The organism is Pantoea sp. LMR881 (genome assembly GCF_027157825.1).
Classification (GTDB): Bacteria; Pseudomonadota; Gammaproteobacteria; order Enterobacterales; family Enterobacteriaceae; genus Pantoea; species Pantoea haifensis.
The window spans coordinates 67,591-85,737 of the sequence record NZ_JAPVOK010000004.1; the positions used below are offsets into that span (position 1 = coordinate 67,591).

Annotated in this window: 17 protein-coding genes and 2 pseudogenes; 10 read left to right on the forward strand and 9 right to left on the reverse strand. The window is 52.0% G+C overall.

Annotated features, from left to right (window positions below; translation table 11 throughout):
* Nucleotides 1-13: 13 nt before the first annotated feature.
* The gene (locus O3W44_RS20870; protein ID WP_269294667.1) at nucleotides 14-751 is read left to right on the forward strand and encodes an NAD(P)/FAD-dependent oxidoreductase; all 738 of its coding nucleotides are present in this window, start codon (nucleotides 14-16) and stop codon (nucleotides 749-751) included.
* 401 nt (nucleotides 752-1,152) lie between these two features.
* Here the strand turns inward: O3W44_RS20870 and O3W44_RS20875 are convergent, their stop codons facing one another.
* From O3W44_RS20875 to O3W44_RS20895, 5 genes and pseudogenes are all read right to left on the reverse strand, one after another.
* Complete coding sequence (locus O3W44_RS20875; RefSeq protein WP_269294668.1) at nucleotides 1,153-1,698, reverse strand: cysteine hydrolase family protein; 546 nt, start codon at nucleotides 1,696-1,698, stop codon at nucleotides 1,153-1,155.
* Nucleotides 1,699-2,123: 425 nt separating this feature from the next.
* Nucleotides 2,124-3,087, reverse strand: a pseudogene (locus O3W44_RS20880) (GlxA family transcriptional regulator).
* 60 nt (nucleotides 3,088-3,147) lie between these two features.
* Nucleotides 3,148-3,924 carry an MBL fold metallo-hydrolase gene (locus O3W44_RS20885; protein ID WP_269294669.1) on the reverse strand — a complete coding sequence of 259 codons (777 nt, stop codon included), beginning with the start codon at nucleotides 3,922-3,924 and terminating at the stop codon, nucleotides 3,148-3,150.
* 437 nt (nucleotides 3,925-4,361) lie between these two features.
* The gene (locus O3W44_RS20890) at nucleotides 4,362-5,279 is read right to left on the reverse strand and encodes an FAD-dependent monooxygenase (RefSeq protein ID WP_269294670.1); all 918 of its coding nucleotides are present in this window, start codon (nucleotides 5,277-5,279) and stop codon (nucleotides 4,362-4,364) included.
* Nucleotides 5,252-5,476 carry an NAD(P)-binding protein gene (locus O3W44_RS20895; protein ID WP_269294671.1) on the reverse strand — a complete coding sequence of 75 codons (225 nt, stop codon included), beginning with the start codon at nucleotides 5,474-5,476 and terminating at the stop codon, nucleotides 5,252-5,254. Before O3W44_RS20895 ends, O3W44_RS20890 begins: the two co-directional genes overlap by 28 nt.
* Before the next feature lie 100 nt (nucleotides 5,477-5,576).
* On the opposite strand from O3W44_RS20895, the gene O3W44_RS20900 reads away from it, so the two are divergent.
* Nucleotides 5,577-6,485 carry a LysR family transcriptional regulator gene (locus O3W44_RS20900; protein ID WP_269294672.1) on the forward strand — a complete coding sequence of 303 codons (909 nt, stop codon included), beginning with the start codon at nucleotides 5,577-5,579 and terminating at the stop codon, nucleotides 6,483-6,485.
* A gap of 312 nt (nucleotides 6,486-6,797) precedes the next feature.
* Here the strand turns inward: O3W44_RS20900 and O3W44_RS20905 are convergent, their stop codons facing one another.
* Nucleotides 6,798-7,811, reverse strand: a complete 1,014-nt coding sequence (locus tag O3W44_RS20905; protein WP_269294673.1) for a LacI family DNA-binding transcriptional regulator — start codon at nucleotides 7,809-7,811, stop codon at nucleotides 6,798-6,800.
* Between the two features lie 112 nt (nucleotides 7,812-7,923).
* Between O3W44_RS20905 and O3W44_RS20910 the strand changes: the two genes are divergently transcribed.
* From O3W44_RS20910 to O3W44_RS20920, 3 genes are read left to right on the forward strand one after another with little or no spacing between them, the layout of a single operon-like run.
* Complete coding sequence (locus O3W44_RS20910; RefSeq protein WP_269294674.1) at nucleotides 7,924-8,754, forward strand: SDR family oxidoreductase; 831 nt, start codon at nucleotides 7,924-7,926, stop codon at nucleotides 8,752-8,754.
* 8 nt (nucleotides 8,755-8,762) lie between these two features.
* Nucleotides 8,763-9,017 carry a hypothetical protein gene (locus tag O3W44_RS20915; RefSeq protein ID WP_269294675.1) on the forward strand — a complete coding sequence of 85 codons (255 nt, stop codon included), beginning with the start codon at nucleotides 8,763-8,765 and terminating at the stop codon, nucleotides 9,015-9,017.
* Entirely contained in the window at nucleotides 8,975-9,904 is a 930-nt protein-coding gene (locus O3W44_RS20920; RefSeq protein WP_269294676.1) for a phytanoyl-CoA dioxygenase family protein, read from the forward strand. Before O3W44_RS20915 ends, O3W44_RS20920 begins: the two co-directional genes overlap by 43 nt.
* A 98-nt stretch (nucleotides 9,905-10,002) precedes the next feature.
* Here the strand turns inward: O3W44_RS20920 and O3W44_RS20925 are convergent, their stop codons facing one another.
* Nucleotides 10,003-10,575, reverse strand: a complete 573-nt coding sequence (locus O3W44_RS20925) for a TetR/AcrR family transcriptional regulator (RefSeq protein WP_269294677.1) — start codon at nucleotides 10,573-10,575, stop codon at nucleotides 10,003-10,005.
* Between the two features lie 293 nt (nucleotides 10,576-10,868).
* On the opposite strand from O3W44_RS20925, the gene O3W44_RS20930 reads away from it, so the two are divergent.
* Nucleotides 10,869-11,897: a glycoside hydrolase family 113 gene (locus O3W44_RS20930; protein WP_269294678.1), complete on the forward strand. Its 1,029-nt coding sequence runs from the start codon at nucleotides 10,869-10,871 to the stop codon at nucleotides 11,895-11,897.
* Between the two features lie 374 nt (nucleotides 11,898-12,271).
* Here O3W44_RS20930 and O3W44_RS20935 read toward each other — a convergent pair whose 3' ends face one another.
* Nucleotides 12,272-13,441, reverse strand: coding sequence for an MFS transporter (locus O3W44_RS20935; protein WP_269294679.1), 1,170 nt, complete (start codon nucleotides 13,439-13,441; stop codon nucleotides 12,272-12,274).
* Nucleotides 13,442-13,611: 170 nt separating this feature from the next.
* A pseudogene (locus tag O3W44_RS24715) lies at nucleotides 13,612-14,540 on the reverse strand (LysR family transcriptional regulator).
* 123 nt (nucleotides 14,541-14,663) lie between these two features.
* Between O3W44_RS24715 and O3W44_RS20950 the strand changes: the two are divergent.
* From O3W44_RS20950 to O3W44_RS20965, 4 genes are all read left to right on the forward strand, one after another.
* Nucleotides 14,664-15,230, forward strand: a complete 567-nt coding sequence (locus O3W44_RS20950; RefSeq protein ID WP_269294682.1) for an NADPH-dependent FMN reductase — start codon at nucleotides 14,664-14,666, stop codon at nucleotides 15,228-15,230.
* A gap of 43 nt (nucleotides 15,231-15,273) precedes the next feature.
* On the forward strand, nucleotides 15,274-15,798 hold the full coding sequence (locus O3W44_RS20955) for a VOC family protein (protein WP_101986948.1): 525 nt from the start codon (nucleotides 15,274-15,276) through the stop codon (nucleotides 15,796-15,798).
* A gap of 142 nt (nucleotides 15,799-15,940) precedes the next feature.
* Nucleotides 15,941-16,525 carry a cytochrome b gene (locus tag O3W44_RS20960; protein WP_269294683.1) on the forward strand — a complete coding sequence of 195 codons (585 nt, stop codon included), beginning with the start codon at nucleotides 15,941-15,943 and terminating at the stop codon, nucleotides 16,523-16,525.
* Nucleotides 16,526-16,759: 234 nt separating this feature from the next.
* Nucleotides 16,760-17,230 (forward strand): GNAT family N-acetyltransferase, encoded by a 471-nt coding sequence (locus O3W44_RS20965; RefSeq protein ID WP_269294684.1) that lies wholly within the window; start codon nucleotides 16,760-16,762, stop codon nucleotides 17,228-17,230.
* The last annotated feature ends 917 nt before the right edge of the window (nucleotides 17,231-18,147 follow it).

Genomic DNA, 18,147 nt, shown 5'->3' on the forward strand with positions numbered 1-18,147 from the left:
TCAGGAGAGCAAGATGGTTTATGACACGATTATCGTCGGCGGAAGCTACGCCGGTATTTCCGCAGGCCTGCAGCTCGCCCGGGCATGCCGGCAGATTTTGATCATCGATGCTGGGCAACGCCGCAATCGCTTTGCTGACAGCTCACACGGCTTTCTGGGGCAGGACGGAGAGCATCCCGGCACGATAGCCAGCAAGGCGCGCGAGCAATTGATGGCCTATCCCACGGTCGAGTGGGTGGCGGACACCGCCCTCTATGCAAAAGCGGAGCCAGAGGGCTATGCCATTGCTGTCGGATCCGGGCAGTCGTTCACGGCGCGCCGCCTGATTCTGGCGACGGGTGTGAAGGATGAGCTGCCAGCCCTCCCTGGACTGGCCACGCTGTGGGGAAAGAAAGTTTTTCACTGTCCCTATTGCCACGGGTATGAACTGAACGGCGGAATGATCGGCGTGCTGGCGTCATCGCCGCTGGCTATCCATCAGACGTTAATGCTGCCGGACTGGGGGCCAACAACGCTGTTCCTCAATGGGGCATTCACACCGGATGCCGCGCAGCTCGCCCAGCTGGCCCGGCGTGGCGTAACGGTAGAAGCCGAGCCGGTTTTGTCCATCGGGGAAGATCAGGCCGATATCACCCTCGCCAGCGGGCGTATCATCAGGCTTGCCGGGCTGTTTATTCAGCCCCGGACACGCCTGTGCTCCCCCGCTGGCCGCGCAGCTCGGATGCGCACTGGAGGCCGGTCCGACCGGTGAATTTATTACGGTGGATGCGATGCGCGAAACGAACGTCCCCGGCGTATTCGCCTGCGGGGATGCGGCGGTTGCCGCAGGCAACGTAGCCATTGCCGTCGGCGACGGCGCGCGCACAGGCGCCGCCGCTCATCAGTCACTGATATTTCGCTGAAAGCGAGGGCGGTTATTCCTTGAGCAGGAAAGGATGGGAAATCACAATTGTTCCTTTCCAGCCGGGTGGCTCCACGTCAGGGAATATCCAACGTTGATACCGACTTTGCAGGTTAGCGGAGTGAGGCTCAACGATCCGGCAACGGCAGAGAGCCGGAGGGGCCATCAGGATACTGATACTAATGTCCGCTATGTACCAGAAGCGGACTTTAAGCACCTTAGCCGCCCTGAGGGCGGCTCTCAGTCTCAACTCATTTCTCAGAGTGAAAGGCCCAGTCAGCTGCTGTCGCGAGCGACACAAACGGGCCAGCTAGTGTGACGTTGTGGTGGCTGATGATTTCATTTGCGGAAAGGCAATTGTTATCCATTGTCGTGTGCGCATCTGAAATCAGCACGGTCCTGAATCCCAGTTCCGGTGCTGCGCGGCAGGTAGTGTCCACACAGAATTCTGTTTTCATCCCGGCGATAACCAGTTCCTTAACACCTCGCTGGCTGAGCTGATGCTGCAGGTTCGTATCCCGGAAACAGTTGGGGTACTTTTTGATAAACACGACATCGTGCTCAGCGTTCACATTCATTTCGGGTATCAGTTGTGTCAACGGACTTTGCTCAGAGAAGTGAGAATCATCAGGTCCGGTGTGGCGGGCAAAAAATACGGGCACCTTAGCCTGCCTCGCTTTTTCAATCAGCAAGCAGATGTTAGACAGAACCGAGTCGGCAAAATACGGTGAGGCGGGGCCACGGAAAAGTCCCTGCTGCATATCGATAACTAAAAGCGCATTTTCAGATGAAATCATGATGTATCTCCATTCAGTAAGTCATGAACGGAGAAATTTTCTTCCCCGTCCGGTTTGGCGGGGAGTCAGAGTCTGTTTTGTCAGGAGCCAGTCACAGATACGCCCACGCCGCCGAAAGTTCCGGTGGTGGTAACGGTTGTCGCTGGATGAACTGACTTAATCATTTTCTGACTTTCTCTTATGGGTTGGGTATGAGGAATAGGAAACACAACGAATCCAAAAAAATTGCTCTTTTGTTTTAGCACTGAGATTTACCGGATTCAACAAATATGTTTCCTGAATATTGTCAAGCTTTGTTGGCACCCCTGACCCGCAAAGGAAAGCAATTTGGCTTCCGCTTCTCGCTCTTAGCGGATTTTCATCGAACTCCGTCCGCTTTGTGCCAATAACGGACAGTCTAAAAGTGATAACCATGAAAGGGCATATCAGAACTGCTCGGGCGAGCCACTAAAAGTTTTCCGCCATTCCAACGGGCTGACACCGAACCGGCTTTTAAAGCTCTGCCTGAAATTTGTGACGGAATAGAAACCGCTTTCTTCCGCTACTTTTTCAATGGAGTAGGTGGTGGTTTCCAGCATTTCCTGGCTGCGTTGTAGTCTTTCAGCCGTCAGCCAGTCGCCCAGCGACATGCCGGTAGCCTTCATAAACTGACGGGTCAGTGTTCGCCGGCTCATGCTCACGAAACGGGCCAGGGCATCCAGGTCATGCCGCCCGCTGAGGTTTCTGCGAAGATAGTCCATCAGCATATTAATACGACTGTCCTGAGTTGACTGCTGAACCGGACGTTCGATGAATTGTGCCTGACCGCCTTCACGGTGAGGTGGCATGACCATTCGCCTTGCCACGCGGTTAGCAATAGCAGCTTCCGTAGTGTTTGCGCACGATATGAAGGCAACAGTCTATACCTGCTGCCGTACCAGCAGACGTTATGAACTGGCCATCCTGTACATATAAAGCGTTGGTATCAAGGCAGACATTCGGAAACCGGGTTTTAAAATCCTTTTCATTTTCCCAGTGTGTGGCTGCGCGACGCCCGTCCAGCAGGCCTGTCCATGCCAGTACATACGTTCCCAGACACAAACCGACAATCTCAGCACCCCGCTCTGCTGCTTTTTGCAGCGAGCCAAGCAGCCCTTTGCCCGGTTTTACGTCTGTGTGCTCCCAGAATGGCACCACGACAATATCCGCATGTTCCACAGTTTCCAGGCCGTCGTTGATGTTCAGACTAAAACCCGAATCGGAATCGACCACCCCCGTTTTCTCGGCACAGATGGTTAAATCAAAAAGGTGTTTGTCCTGAAGGATTTTGCCAAAAATGATACAGGGCACCGAGAGATGAAACGGGCTGAATCCCTTTGTGGCGATGACCACAACGGCTGGCGCAGGCATGCATTCTCCTTAAACAGGTATTGCCAGGCTGACGAGGTGGGTACCAGCCCGGCCTGACAATCAGAACGTGTAGGATTCACCGTCTTCAGGCACAAGTGCATACTGTTCAAGCTGATTTGCAGCAATATATGTACGCAGCTCATCTCGTGACAGAACACAGTGGTTAACAGCTTCCAGGTGGACGCTCACTATTTTCGCCTGAGGCACCATATTGTGTGTGCGGCCTATATCTTCTTTGCCCATAATAATTCCTCCAAAAGGTGGAACCTGAGCAAAGCCTGCGTTCAGGATAACCACATCCGGTGCATATTGCTTAAGCGCGCCTGTGACATGCTCATTCCATAATGTGTCACCGGCAAGGTAAATGGTCTTTTCACCGGGATAAGAAAACACGACACCACATACTTCTCCAAGGATGGCTGCAAGCTCCGGCACAGCATAGGCTTCATCGCTACCATGCTGTCCGCCAGTTTTGTGAAGTGTTATTCCCCTGAACTGCGTTTCATCGTCCAGCACCTGGACATTGTTGAATCCAGAAGAGCGTATCAGTTCAGCATCCTGCTCATTTTGCACAAAAATAAGCTTATCTTTAGGAATAAGGTTTACCGCAGCTTCATCCCAGTGATCCGGGTGAGTATGCGTAACGATAACGGCGTCGGCATCAATCAGTGTGGCCGCGTCAACCGGCAGGTTAACAAGCGGGTTACGTAAATGAGAGTTTAACGTACCCTCAAAGCCCGGGTAAGCCCCCTTTTCAGCCAGCAGTGGATCGATAAGAATTCTCTGGCCAGCTAACTCAAGCAGCAGTGTGGCATTGCGTATCAGCGTCAGTTTCATGCTAAGACCCTAAATATTCGTACTACTTCAGGAAAACAACCCCCGGTGATGAGCGTAATCTCAGAGCAGGGCTGCAGTGAATGTGAAAATTATAGTGTTTAGCTGATGGAGAATTCAGAGGCTTAAGGGCCAATAAACGACAAAATCGGGCCATTAATTTGATGTGGGGTAGATGGCCAAACAAGGCTGCGCTATCTGAATAGCTCCGCCAAATCTCGCACTTCCACTCTTCCCGACAACAAGAAAACGTCCGCTCCTCGCTCAAAGCGGACATCAACCTTTACGCAGTCTGCTTCGTGCCAGAAGCAGGCATTGCCAGATCCGCACTGCATCATTACCGTTAAACAGGGCAGTGCTTATCAAAGAACATCGCATCGGTTGGTATTCGTCTGACATACAGGCATACCGAATTAATATGATTTGGTTTCAAAGGCTAATTACGTTAAACCTTGCATCCAAAACCGGCTGAGTTCTGCTGCGGAAATATTGGATGCAGGCAGCAGTGGCTCAGCTCGTTCAGAAAAAACTTTCTTAGCGAATTGTCTTCCAACCATCTGTGCTGCTGAGGTCTTGATATGTCTCTGTTGGTAAAATTCTTGTAGAGCAATCTCCAGATTGTCGTTCTCCTTCAGTAAGCGAGTAAGGTGCCATGCATCTTCCAGCGCCTGGCATGCTCCTTGTCCAGATGTCGGCAAGGAAGCGTGAGCCGCATCTCCGATCATCAAGACATTGTCTTGATGCCAAAAGGGAAGAGGATCAATGTCATGAACAAAAATGCCATTCACTGATGCACTGTCACATGACAGCAGCACATTCTGCACAGGATCAGGCCAGTCCCGAAAACGCCGTTGCAACTCATTGCACCAATGCACCCTGGGATGTTCATTGTCAGCAGAAATGTTCCACGCTCCTGCCCAATAGCACCACCCATTATTCAATGGGACGATTCCAAAACGCTCACCCTGGCCGCGAAAGTCATCAATAGCGTTATTCAAGATGCCCTTTCGTTGTCTCCCCACACCTATTACGTTCACAAAACCATGATAACGAGGAGTGACCTTCTCCATATATAATGCCTGGCGGACAATTGAATTCATACGCCCGTCAGCCCCGACTACCAGATCAAACTCCTGGCTCAACTTCTTCACGTCCGTTGCAGTGATTTCACAATTGAACGAGATCTCCCTACCCAGTTTCTCTAACGCACCGGCCAGTAAACTCATCAGCTCACGCCGTAAAACTGTCACACTGGGAAAACCGCAAAGTGAATTTACTGTTAAAATATTGAACTCGGTCTGAAGGAAACCATGCTGATTAAACTGGCGCATCATGCATGGTGTACCACCCACTTGCATGACCTTTTGTCCAGCCCCATCTTCTGCATGACGAACATGGCATTGGGCCATAACGTCACACCCGCTCCCATAGAAAACACGTTGCTGCCACGCTCAAACAGGCTGACTTGATAGCCCTCCCTGGTTGCGAGTATTGCCAGTGCCAATCCAGCAACCCCGGCACCCACAATGGCAATTGTTTTAGGTCTGGTCATCATTTCCTTCCTGTAACGAAACTTAATGGAAATTGTAATGACCGTCTGATTAGTGATAAATATGGAATTATAGGTTTGTTAATTTCATTTTTTGGGATGATTAATGATTGAAAAATTAGAAATGCAGTGGTTAATCTGCTTCCAGGCTGTTTATGAAAAGTTGAGCTTTAAGCTCGCGGCAGAGCAGCTTCAGTTGCCACCCTCTAATGTCAGTCGGCATGTCGCTTTACTTGAGCAACAACTTCATGTGCGGCTTATGGAGCGTACAACGCGTAAGATAATTCCAACTGCAGCCGGTAAGCTGTTGTATCAATCCATTACGCCGCTCACGCACGCTTTGGATCATGCCCTGGAAAAAGTCTCACTGTTTGGTGATTCATTATCAGGCCATCTGAAGATTATTACTCCAGACCTTCCATTCATGGCAGACATTCTTGCTGACTTCTGCATTCGGCATCCACAAATGCAGTTAAGTTGTGACACACAGTTGAACCCAACAGAAGGGCTACTCGATGGATTCGACCTGGTATTACGCTTTGGACGTGGACCACTGAAGGATTCTTGCTGGGTCGCCAGAGAAATTCTCCGCTGGCCGAGCTGTGTGGTAGCCGCACCAGCACTTCTGGAACGTCACCCACCACCACAATCGGTTGATGAATTAACCAAAACACCCTGCATTACCAGCATGTCTGTACTCCAGGGAATGCCGTGGAGGTTTAAACAAAACCAAACCGTCCAGGTGCAGTCCAGCTACAAAGTGAACAGTGGACAGATGGCCAAGTCCGCTGCACTTAAAGGACTTGGTTTCGCCATTTTGCCTCTTCATGCCTGTGAATCAGAATTGAACAACGGCTCCCTTGTTAAAATTAACTGTAACCGCGAACCAGAAGATCTGGTGCTATACGCGTTGTATTCCGGCAGTAAATACTTACAGGTCAAAGTGAAGGCATTTCTGGAACACCTGCAATCGGCTATTGCCCATTTGGGTGTACATAGTAAGCAAGGAGCATGATTGGCCGGCAATCCACTAACCTAAACCACGTGAAAAGAAAAGTCGACCCTGGTTACTGCGATGACGTGTCAGGTGAAGGCCAAAGCGCGAATAAGCAAATACAGTAAGGCAGTCCCCATAGCCCTGATGTCCGCTTTTAGCTCATAGCGAACATTAGCCTGCGCGTCTGTCCGCTTTGTGCCAAAAGCAGACGTTATTCATCCCTGGCTACGCTGATGTTTAGGGAAGGGAATCAATAATCCAGCGCATCAGTAAATTAATTTTTAACTCGTATACCTCTCAGCGCCCGGTAGACCTTGCTGGAGATATAAGTCAGATGTTGTAAGGGGTCACAACAATCACGCGGGATAACGCCGCTTCATCCTCTGTTTCCGGCAAAAAACCATGAAAACGCAGAATCGCGCTAAATGCTGACCTCGCGTCTTCATTCAGGTCATGATCAATCACCGCATCCATTTTTTCAGCAGCCAGCAGAGCACGGTTCTCTTCATCCAGGTCATGGCCAACAAACGCTTCTATATCCCGATGCATTGCTGTAAAAGCCCGCAGAATCGCGCTGTTTCCCCCGCCCACGCTGTAAACAGACTGGATAGAAGAGTCGTGTTCCAGCGCCTTGCACATCTGCGTAAAAGTCAGTGAATCGATACCATATCCTTCACTGACAGTTATGGTTTTCAGATACGGCGCCCGCTGATTTAGCGCCTGTATGAAGCCTGCCTTGCGCTGTTCTTCTCCACGAAAATCCGTACTGCTGATTACTATCGCGACCGTTTGCGTCGCTCTCGAAAGCCATCGGGAAAGGAGCCATGCTGCCGTTCGCCCCGCACCGACATTATCCATTCCCACATAGCTGATACGCCTGCTGTGCGGCAGGTCTGTAACCAGTGTGACAACCGGAACATTAAGCTCCGCCAGTTCTGCGATAGTTTTCTCAAGCAGCGGATGATCGCTGGCTTTGAGCAATACGCCATAGCTGTCATTACCGCAGCGACGCAACTCGCGTTGTAACTCCTCTGGCGTGACCTCTTCAAAGATGTGGCAGCGCAGCGTCAGCCGGAAAGGTGCAAAGCTTTTAATCTGACGTAGGAGCGCCGCCACCGTCAGCGAACTGAAGCGTTCCGGCGTGTGCATTATCAGGTCAATGGGCAACGTGCGTCCGCTGGCAAGGCTGGCGCGTTGTTGTAATTCCAGATCCCGGATTGCCTGGTCAATGCGTCGCGCCGTACGCGGGCTCACGCTGCCGCGCTGATGCAGCGCTCTGTCAACAGTGGCTTTACTGACGCCGGACTGGGCCGCGATTTGTTTGATAGAGAATGACCTAGCCATAAGTTGAGGTCTTTTTGAGGTTATGTAGGCGTATTGTTAACCGAATGTAATTGCTAAGGTCAGGGTAAGCAAGCGGACAACCCTACGTCACCTCAATATAAAAGGACAACAAATGGACCTGAGTGAAAGCAGTAGTTTCAATAATAAAGTGTTTGTCGTTACCGGCGGAACCCAGGGACTGGGCGCCGCCGTTGCCCGTCTGCTGTCAGAGCGAGGAGCACGGGGCATCGTAATTTGCGGACGTAACGCGAAAGCCGGACGCGAACAGGCAGCAACTCTCAGCCACCCCGGGTGTGAGGTGATATTTGTTGAGGCGGATATCAGCTCGCCAGAAGCCTGTAACAAAGTAGTGGCGGCAGCAGAATCGGCGTTTGGCACCCTGCATGGACTGGTGAACTGCGCAGGAATGTCCGACCGCGGCACCATCCTCGACACCACCCCGGAACTGTTTGACGCCATTATGGCGGTCAACATTCGCGCCCCTTTCTTTCTGATGCAGGCGGCGATCAGGCTGATGATTGCCAGAGGCGTCGAAGGCAGCATTGTCAACATCATTACAATGACCTCTCATGGCGGTCAGAGCTTCCTTAGCGCATACGCCGCATCGAAAGGTGCCCTTGTCACGCTCACCAAAAACGTGGCTTTCAGCGCCATGCGTAATCGTATCAGGGTGAACGGTCTTAACATTGGCTGGATGGACACGCCCCATGAGCACGAGATCCAGCGGCACTATCACAATGCTGAAGAAAACTGGCTGGCCAGAGCTGAGCAGGCGCAACCTTTTGGCCGTCTGCTGAAGCCAGCCGAGGTCGCACGGGCCGTAGCGTTTCTGCTTTCCGGCGAGTCGGGAATGATGACAGGCGCGGTGATCGATTTTGACCAAAGTGTGGTGGGTTGCGGTGACAACGGTGGCTTTCAGCCATCACATGTTCTGACTCTGTGAGGTAAAACATGAACAGCATCTATATAAATGACAGTCATAGTTCTCTCGATAAGTTTGCTACGCTTTGCGCGCAGACGCTGCGTAAAGACGACTTTCCACTGGCGCGTTCCGCCGATAAGAATGTGCTTATCTATCATCATGACGATCTGATGGCGGCAGCCAGAACCGATCGTCAGTCCATGCTGGGTGAACTGCATCACGCATTGTCTGGCGGGCCGGGGTGTTCGTGGTTCAGGGCTTATACAGCGACGTTTCCGCTATAGACAGCAGCAATAAGGTTTTTGAGGCTATTCTCGCCAGCGAAGCGGCAAGCGGCGGGGGCGGCGACCACTTTGCCAGAGCGGGCAGCAACGGGCGAGTCTGGAATGCGCTGCAAAAAGTCGCAGAGCGTGATGCCGATGTCTTCGTTGAATACTACAGCAACCCTTTACTGGCGCTGATTTGCGAAGCCTGGGTTGGCCCCGGTTATGAAATCACGGCACAGGTAAATCAGGTTCGTCCCGGCGGCAAAGCACAACAGCCGCATCGGGATTATCATCTGGGCTTCCAGCTTAATGACGTAGTCGCCCGCTTCCCGCTGCCGCTGCAGATTCTGTCTCAATATCTGACGCTTCAGGGTGCGGTCGCGCACACCGATATGCCGATAGAATCAGGGCCGACGCAGCTGTTACCCTGGTCGCAGCAATATGCAGAGGGCTATCTGGCCTGGCGCGATCCGCGTTTTATCGAATTTTTCCAGCAGCATGCCATTCAGTTGCCGCTGAAAAAAGGCGACGGGTTGTTCTTTAATCCGGCGCTGTTCCATGCCGCGGGCAATAACGTCACGCAGGACCATGTGCGTACGGCTAATTTGCTGCAGGTCTCATCCGCCTTTGGCAAAACCATGGAAAAAGTGAATCATGTCAGGGTGATGGAGGCGATCTACTCTACTCTGCTGAGTAAGCCATTAAGCGATGAGCAGCAACAGGCCGTTGTGGCAGCGAGTGGCGAAGGTTACTCCTTCCCGACTAATCTTGATACCGATCCGCCGCTGGGTGGTCTGGTGCCCAAAACGCAACAGCAGCTGTTGCTTGAAGCGTTACAACAAGGCTGGCCAGCTGACGAGTTCAGCCGGCAACTGGCAAATCACGAGAGTAAAAGAAAAGCATAGTTTTACATGGGCTACAGGCATGGCTTAACTCACCAACACAGGCGTTACGTCATGCCGATAGCATCGGGCTAAAATGGCTCGGTTTCTGATCCGTCTGGTTATCGGGACATGGCAAGGAATACAGGTTTCATTTCTGCCATCAGGGTGATAAACGCTTCACCTGGCGCTATTTCAGTGCTGTCCCCCTGAACAGCCTGAAGACAGGCAAAACCGGACCGAATCACAGCGTTTACCGTGTTCCTGCTCAGTGTTTCAGCATGATGCTGTACGTAATAGTCCGTGGCCTCAGAAACCAGACTTTCAAATATCTCAAGCTGTCGTGAAAACAGTGCGGGCGTACGCCGGATAAACGCCTGCATCTCTTCTTCCTGCTGACTGGTGAAGTGCAGCGCGCATTCAGCTATTGAATTTTTCATTGCCTCCCAGATTTCCTCAGTATCAAGTCTTTTCGCGAAGACTGTCAGAAAACGGGACCTGAACTCATGGGTGGGCTCCAGAAGCACATCCTCCTTGGCAGGAAAATACCTGAAATAGTTGCGCGCAGACATGCCAAGCGCACCTGAGATGGCTTCTACCGTTGTTTTTTCATACCCGTTTTCCCTGAACATTTTATATGCAGTCAGGGTGATTTGCTCTTTGATCGCTTTTCTGGCCAGGGTGCGTGTATTCATTAGCGTGTTCTTAGAGTCAGCTGAAACGGATGTCACAGAGTGACATTTAGTTATGGGGCCTGCTAAAAATTTGTTATTCAGGAGCTGCACATCAAAAGCTCCGCTGCATGAACAGTACAGCGCCCGCCGGTGGCAGGTTACGGGGTCCTGATTTGCCTATCGTATCCGTTCTGAATAAGAAAGACAGGACATAACGAACATACATTGCCCGGTCAGTGCGGGTTAACCATGTTAAAGCGAATCATAACCCGTACCGGCTACTAAACCTGGAAGCGCCTCAAAATGAGAAAATTATGAAACTGAGCCGAAGAACCCTGTTCCGGATGATGGCCGGAACTGCTGCGCTTGCGATTGCGGGCTGTAACAGTTCTTCTGCAGGACAAAAAAAGGGGAATCCTATGAAATATAAAGGTGTTGTGTATGATGTCGGGCTGAAATTCGTCGCGGAAAATCCTTATTCGGTCGAAGATTTTGATCCGGAGCTGGTCAGGTATGACATTAATGCAATTGCCGGTCCGCTGCATGCCAACGCAATACGTATCGAGGGTGAAGAGATCAGTCGCCTGACGACGGCAGCACGCATTGCTCACGAGGCCGGGCTGACCGTATTTTTCAATCCCTGGAAAATGAATGTCCCTGTCAGCGAACTGCCTGCTTATTTTAAACAGGCAGCCAGAGAAGCTGAGATTCTCAGAAAAGAAAGGGTGGATATCGTTTTTGTCTGTGGTTGCGAAATTACGATGTTCAATGAAGGTATTTTCCCCGGTAATACGGTGATAGAACGGGCAACGTGGATGGGTTCACAGTCCGGGCATGATGCTGAGCAGAATGCGTATGCGCTTTTCTCAGAGGCGTCCGTCAGGCTGAATGCATTGCTCAGTTCAGTTGTGACAGAGGTGCGTGCTGAATACCGGGGACCTTTAACGTATTCAGCCGGTAGCTGGGAAACCGTAAACTGGGATCTGTTTGATATCACAGGTGTGGATTATTACCGGAACGGTGAAACGGCAGAAGAATATGTTGCGGGCATCGAACGTTACCGCAGTAAAAAGCCTTTTGTGGTAATGGAAGTGGGCTGCTGCGCTTATGAAGGTGCTGCACAGAAAGGTGCCGGCGGCTTTATGATTCTGGAGGGCGTAAATCCGGATGGAAGCGGTAAGTTCGCGGGGGCATTCCGCCTCTCAGGAGTGAACAGGAGCAGGCTGATTATGTTGGCGAACAGCTTGAACTTCTCAGCGGTGCCGGGGTTGATGGCGTCTTTATTTATGTATTTTCGTTCCCGACTTATCGCGCCGGAGAAGGGGCAAAAGATCTCGATATGATAAGTTTTTCTCTGGTTAAAACCTTTCCGGAAGACGATCCGCGATCAAAACAGATGCCGCCCTGGGCACCCAAAAAAGCTTTTCACCGCATAGCCCGCTTTTACCAGACACACTGACAGCACAGTTCGCGATAATCCTTCGGCGGGTCAGTGCTGCAAAGCGTAACTTAACCGGAATATCAGGTTTCACTAAAGTCCGGTACGTAAGTACCGGACTTTAACTGTACTGAAAGCTGTATCAGGTAATATCTGGCCTTAATCGTTTCAGATGAGACCGGCTGAAACTGCATTTTCCGTGCCGGCGCAGCAGTGTGTTCGCCACATCAGCAAAATCATCATTCAGTGCATCTTATTGACTCACAGAACCTGATACGACTAGTGCATTTCTGCAGCATGTCCTGTTTTATCCGTCAGGCCCGACAGTACAGCCAGGACCAGCGCTACGACTGAAAGTACCGCGCCAGCCCAGTTAGGCGACTGCAGGCCGAACCCTGCCGCAATCACAGCGCCACCCAGCCAGGCACCGACGGCATTGCCGAGATTGAAAAGGCCGATGTTAACGGCCGCGGCCAGCGTTGGTGCGCCAGCTGCCCGCGCCTTATCCATGACCAGTTTCTGGATCGGAGATACGGTCGCAAAACCAAAAGCAGCCATCAGGAAAATACAGATCGCCGACATAACCTGACTGTGGGCCGTAAAGTTAAATACCAGCAGTACCACGGCCTGCGCGGCCAGAGTCACATAAAGCATCGGCATCAGCGCGCGATCGGCGTATCTGCCGCCCAGCTGATTGCCGACAAACAGCCCCAGACCAAACAGCAGCAACAGCCATGCCAGACTGCTTTCGCTGTAGCCTGCCAGCTCCGTCATCATGGGGGCGATATAGGTGATTGAGGTAAAAAATGCGCCCGGTCCGAAGACTGTGATGCCCATTGCCAGCAGTACGTTAATGTTCCGGAAGGCATTAAACTCATGCGCAAAATTATGGTTTTCCGGGCGGGGCTGATGCGGGATGAGCATGCCGACGCTGATAACCGTAATGGCTCCGATTGCGGCTATCGCCATAAAAGCTTCCCGCCAGGACAGGTGCTGTCCAATCCAGGTCCCGACCGGAACACCGATAAGGTTGGCCACGGTCAGCCCCATGAACATGAACGCAATAGCCCTGACGCGCTTAGACGGCGCGACCATATCTGCAGCAATAATCGATCCGATGCCAAAAAAGGCGCCGTGGGTCATTGACGTGATAATCCTGCCGAGGATGGCAATACCCAGCGTCGGCGCAAAGGCCGTCACGAGATTACCCGCCACAAACAGCAGCATCAGGAATACCAGCATCGCTTTACGGGGCACTTTTGAGCCCAGAATAATCAGGGCCGGCGCGCCAACAAAAACGCCCAGGGCGTAAGCCGTCGCCAGGTTTCCGGCCACGGGAATACTTACGTTGAAATCAGCGGCAATAACGGGAAGCAGGCCGGCAATGATGAATTCAGTGGTTCCGATACCGAATGCACCAATCGCCAGCGCCCAGAGAGCAAATGGCATAACAAATATCCTGTCAGTTAAATATGGTTGTGTCTGGACTGCGCATGGCACCGGCCGGTTTCCGTTAAAAAACCGGTGCGGTACTTACTGGCAGCAGCGAGACGTGCAGAATATAAGTTTGCCGGAAGTTGATAAATAACCCTGAAATCCCCTGAGTGGTGACAAAAACTCTACCTGATCGCGCCGAAATACCCCTCGCCGGCCTTTCTGAGCAGCTCATCCACGATAAGCCTGACTTTAGGGATCAGGTGCCTTGTACGGGGCCAGACGACGTTCAGCTCGACCGGTACGGGCATATAATCGGGCATAACGGCAACGAGGCTGCCTGCATCAATATGGTCATTCACCATCGACTCCGGAAACTGAGCAATGCCGGCTCCCGCCAGGCAGGCCTGAAGCATGGCGTCTCCGTCGCTTATCTGATGCGCCGAACCGGAGATAAACTTTATCTCCCGTTCCCCGGCCGGTCGCAGACGCCAGGCAAGAGGCGCCCCGCGTCGGTAGCCCATTATGCAGCAGTGCTTTTTCAGCGCCTCGATATTGCCGGGCTGACCGTGCCGCTCAATATAAGCGGGGATGCGCACAGCATGAGGCGCTGCCGGCTCAGGCGACGGGCAATCAGCTCATCGGTGCTCTGCAGGTCGCCCAGACGCAGCACCAGGTCAACGCCTTCCTCTACCGGGTCAATCAGCCGGTCGTTAAAGGTCAGCGCCAGTCGCAGAGCCGGATAACGGGCCATCACTTCAAGCAGCACCGGCATCATCAGGTTGCGTCCGAATGAGGCCGGCATGTCTATACGGACCGTTCCGGCGGGGTTGTCCTGGCGCCTGCTGAGCGTATTTTCAGCCGAATCCAGTATCTCCAGCGCAGAGAGACAGCTGGCCAGATAGGCTTCACCATCACTGGTCAGGCTCAGCTTACGGGTTGAGCGATGAAACAGCCGCGTTCCCAGCCTTTCCTCAAGTCGCGCCACGCTTTTTCCAACGGCAGATTTTGTGATGCCCAGCTGTTCTGCAGCTTCAGTAAAGCTGCTCGACCTGGCCGTCGTGACGAAATTGGTAATTCCCCGCAGGGATTCAGCAGTAAATCCGGTAGACATAAAGTTGACTCTCTGTCGACTCATAGCACGTTTATCGATGTGTAATTCTACACCAGGCTTAAGTCAGTCCGTAAACAAAGCGCCGGCGCTGCCGGAAATTCATTCAAAGCACAGGAAGCAGTTATGTCTCAGGCACAACCTCTGAAATTTGTCTCACTGCTGGGCAGCCTTCGCGCGGGTTCTTTCAACGCCGTTGTGGCCCGTAACCTTGACCTGCTGGCGCCGGAAGGCGTGGAAGTCAGCGCGCTCGGCTCTGTCGCTGACATACCCCACTATGACGCAGACCTGCAGGCTCAGGGGTTTCCGGAAGCGGTTGTTGCAATGGGAAAAGCGATAGCGGCAGCGGACGGTCTGATTATCGTTACGCCTGAATATAACTACTCCGTGCCTGGCGCGCTGAAGAATGTGCTGGACTGGCTTTCCCGCCTGCCCGACACCCCTGTCGCCGGCAAGCCCGTTGCCATACTCACGGCGTCACCAGGTGCCACAGGCGGTGCGCGGGCGCAGTATCACCTGCGCCAGATTCTGGTCTTTCTGGATGGCAGAGTGCTTAACAAGCCAGAGGTCATGATAGGAAAGGCGCCATCCCGGCTTGACCCGGAAACCGGCAGCATAACGGATGCGGACACCCGCAGCCTGATTACGGCCCAGCTCAGTGCGCTCGCGAAAATGGCGGGCAGGCAGGGCTGATTTTTAACGTCACACATATCTGTAAAACCACAGGGAGAAAACTATGTCTACCGACATTATTCGCGGTATGGACCACGTCGGCATTACCGTTTCCGATATTGATGAGGCCACCCGCTTCTTTTCTGAGGCTTTTGGCGCAGAAGTTATCTATGACTCTGTTTCACCGTCAGATGACGACGTAAAAGGCGAAGAAACGGAAAGCATTCTGAACCTGTTTCCGGGAACGAAAATTACCACGGTAAGAATGATGAAGCTCAAGCATGGCCCCGGGCTGGAGCTTTTTGAGATGAAGGGGCCAGAGCAAAGCCAGCCCGTACGCCCCAGCGATTACGGCCTGCAGCATTTTGCCGTATATGTTGATGACATCAGCGAGGCTGTCAGCCTGTTTGAGCGGGCAGGCGGTAAAATGTTTACCTCTCCTCAGCCCCTGATGTTCCCGACCGAGGTCGGAGAGAATAACTTTTTCTGCTATGGCCGCACCCCGTGGGGCAGCGTCATTGAACTGATTTCTCTGCCTTCAAAGCTTCCGTATGAAGACCACACCTCTCTGCGTCGCTGGAAGCCCTGACAGCTGTCTGGTGCGCCTGTGCTGGCGAACCACCGCTACTGAAAATTATCTCAGTAGCGGTGGTGCGTAAGCTGCTGACTCATATAGAGCTGCGCTACCAGCCAGCTGCCACCTTTCCGTTTTGACTGCATGGAGCATATTTATGTCCCCCGTTAAGGTTCAGCATTTCACGTCCCTGGCTAAGTTTCTTCACTGGCTGATGGCTTTCATCTGGATTGGAGCCTGGTTTGTTGGCTATGTTGCGGTAACGTGGCGCGATGAGCTTAACGAGGACCATTCGCTCACCATCGCTCATAAAGCTCTGGCGAGTACGTTACTGTTACTCGTCGTCATACGTATAGCCTGGCGTCTGACGCATCCTGCTCCGCCTTTACCGGACAGCATGAGTGCAGTCATGCGCAGGGCCGCCCATGCTGGGCATTTTGTGATATACGCAGCAGGCCTCATCGCACTGCCGGTATCCGGATGGCTCTGGAGCTCGGTTGCTGACAAGCCGATTATGGTGCTCTGGTCATTCAGGTTGCCGCCACTGACCGCACCGCATCCCGAATATTATGAACTGATGAAAAATATTCACGTCACTCTTGCCTTCACAATGGGCGCTTTAATCGCCGGGCATATTCTGATTGCTCTCAAGCATGCAATGATCGACCGGGACGGCGTAATGAGCGGGATGCTGCCAAAGTCTTTCGTTTCACGCAAGCCGACTGATATTAAGCGTCAATAACTATACCTCTCGCTCTGCTTTTACTTATACCAGTCTGAACGTCTGCTATTCGCTCATAGCGGACATTGGCCCGCGTGTCAGTCCGCTTTGTGCCAAAAGCGGACATTGCCGCTTACTCGAAAGAATATTTTTATGAAGCCGTAGGACCAGTCGATTTAGCAGAATTTATTTAATTGATGATGGATACATACTGGCGCTATAAAGAACTTCAAATCCACAACTGTCAGGTTAAAAATGCGAATTAAAAACCTAATGGATCACCCTGATTATCTTCATGCTACAACGGATTTGCTGTTTAATGAATGGTCACATCTGCCTTCCTGGGCGGGACTACAACAAATTCGTACCCGTCTTATTGAGCGTAATTCTACCGATAGTAAGCAATTCACCTTAGTGGCTTTAGATGCACAAAATACAGTGACTGCTGCCGGTAGCCTCATCTGTTATGAGCTTAAGGATGATCCGGCGCGTATTTACTGGTTAGGAGAGGTGATTACACGCTCAACTCATCGAGGTCAGGGGATAGGTTCTAAACTGATTAAACGCATTATTGAGTTAGCTGCTAATCAAGGTATTACAGAGCTTTGGCTCTACACTCCTGACAAGCAGTCTTTATACAGAAATTTAGGATGGGTAGAGCAAGAGCAACGTGTAGTTGCTGGTGAATTGGTAACAGTTATGGTCCGGGAACTGACGTGCCAATGACTCATTTCATCGTATGATCCGTGAAGTTAAGTAAACCACCTGTTTGAGATTGCTGCTTTATGTGAAGGGCATGTCGTGACCAGCTTTAGTTCAATCAATTTTCAAATGTCCCAGCAAAATCGCTGTCTGCTGCATAAATTGCAAAGATCCGCTTTTCGCTGATAGCGGACATTGGCCCGCGTGTCAGTCCGCTTTGTGCCAGAAGCGGACGTTTCCAGCATCTGCATGCACTAATCTGTGGAGAACAGATCTCGCTGCATAGTCATGCAGGCACGCCAAAATCATCAGGAATATTTTTTCACTGTATGAACATGAGAAGGTGCACTAAACGACCCGCACGCGCCAGAAACACGCTGAGGGCCTCTCAGGAGGTGCGGGCTAGAACTCTTATGTTAAATCCGCCAGGGTGGGATCAGTCGGAAAAACGGCGCCGTTTTAACGATGACGCTTGCCAGCCTTTTGTTTTTTCGCCAGGCTGGCGCTCCGGTGCTTGGCCGGGCCACAAGAATTATAAAAAACCTGAAATCCTCATGTTCCCGCCGTACGGCGGATTTTTTTGCCGCAAGGCGAAACTGGTCAGCCTGTGTGTACCGGTTTGCTTGTGCAGCAGAGCATTTTTCTCCAGACTCAGAGAGTGCCGGTGCCTGCTGGTCCCGGTCACAGTGAGGAATTCTGAATCTTGTCTCTGGTTCACCCCGCTCTAGATGGCGGGGTTTTTTACTCTTTCGGCCTTCTAAGGCCCGGTGAGAAGCCGCTCCCCTGTTTCCTGACGTGTACAGCGCGACAACGTGAATTAAAAAAATTACCCGTGCACTAAGGCATTCTGAAAATGGCCCGATAACTGTTTTGCCCGGCACCAGGGGAATCCTGATAAAACGAGACCTTTTTCTGTCAGCACCCTGACGAGGGTGCTTTTT

What these genes read in the sequence shown, in the direction of transcription:
- O3W44_RS20950 (WP_269294682.1), top strand. Translation starts at nt 14,664, where the DNA reads ATGTCTCAGGCACAACCTCTGAAATTTGTCTCACTGCTGGGCAGCCTT.
- O3W44_RS20900 (WP_269294672.1), top strand. Translation starts at nt 5,577, where the DNA reads ATGATTGAAAAATTAGAAATGCAGTGGTTAATCTGCTTCCAGGCTGTT.
- O3W44_RS20930 (WP_269294678.1), top strand. Translation starts at nt 10,869, where the DNA reads ATGAAACTGAGCCGAAGAACCCTGTTCCGGATGATGGCCGGAACTGCT.
- O3W44_RS20890 (WP_269294670.1), bottom strand. Translation starts at nt 5,279, where the DNA reads ATGCAAGTGGGTGGTACACCATGCATGATGCGCCAGTTTAATCAGCAT.
- O3W44_RS20935 (WP_269294679.1), bottom strand. Translation starts at nt 13,441, where the DNA reads ATGCCATTTGCTCTCTGGGCGCTGGCGATTGGTGCATTCGGTATCGGA.
- O3W44_RS20885 (WP_269294669.1), bottom strand. Translation starts at nt 3,924, where the DNA reads ATGAAACTGACGCTGATACGCAATGCCACACTGCTGCTTGAGTTAGCT.
- O3W44_RS20875 (WP_269294668.1), bottom strand. Translation starts at nt 1,698, where the DNA reads ATGATTTCATCTGAAAATGCGCTTTTAGTTATCGATATGCAGCAGGGA.
- O3W44_RS20910 (WP_269294674.1), top strand. Translation starts at nt 7,924, where the DNA reads ATGGACCTGAGTGAAAGCAGTAGTTTCAATAATAAAGTGTTTGTCGTT.
- O3W44_RS20905 (WP_269294673.1), bottom strand. Translation starts at nt 7,811, where the DNA reads ATGGCTAGGTCATTCTCTATCAAACAAATCGCGGCCCAGTCCGGCGTC.
- O3W44_RS20895 (WP_269294671.1), bottom strand. Translation starts at nt 5,476, where the DNA reads ATGATGACCAGACCTAAAACAATTGCCATTGTGGGTGCCGGGGTTGCT.
- O3W44_RS20965 (WP_269294684.1), top strand. Translation starts at nt 16,760, where the DNA reads ATGCGAATTAAAAACCTAATGGATCACCCTGATTATCTTCATGCTACA.
- O3W44_RS20925 (WP_269294677.1), bottom strand. Translation starts at nt 10,575, where the DNA reads ATGAATACACGCACCCTGGCCAGAAAAGCGATCAAAGAGCAAATCACC.
- O3W44_RS20915 (WP_269294675.1), top strand. Translation starts at nt 8,763, where the DNA reads ATGAACAGCATCTATATAAATGACAGTCATAGTTCTCTCGATAAGTTT.
- O3W44_RS20870 (WP_269294667.1), top strand. Translation starts at nt 14, where the DNA reads ATGGTTTATGACACGATTATCGTCGGCGGAAGCTACGCCGGTATTTCC.
- O3W44_RS20960 (WP_269294683.1), top strand. Translation starts at nt 15,941, where the DNA reads ATGTCCCCCGTTAAGGTTCAGCATTTCACGTCCCTGGCTAAGTTTCTT.
- O3W44_RS20955 (WP_101986948.1), top strand. Translation starts at nt 15,274, where the DNA reads ATGTCTACCGACATTATTCGCGGTATGGACCACGTCGGCATTACCGTT.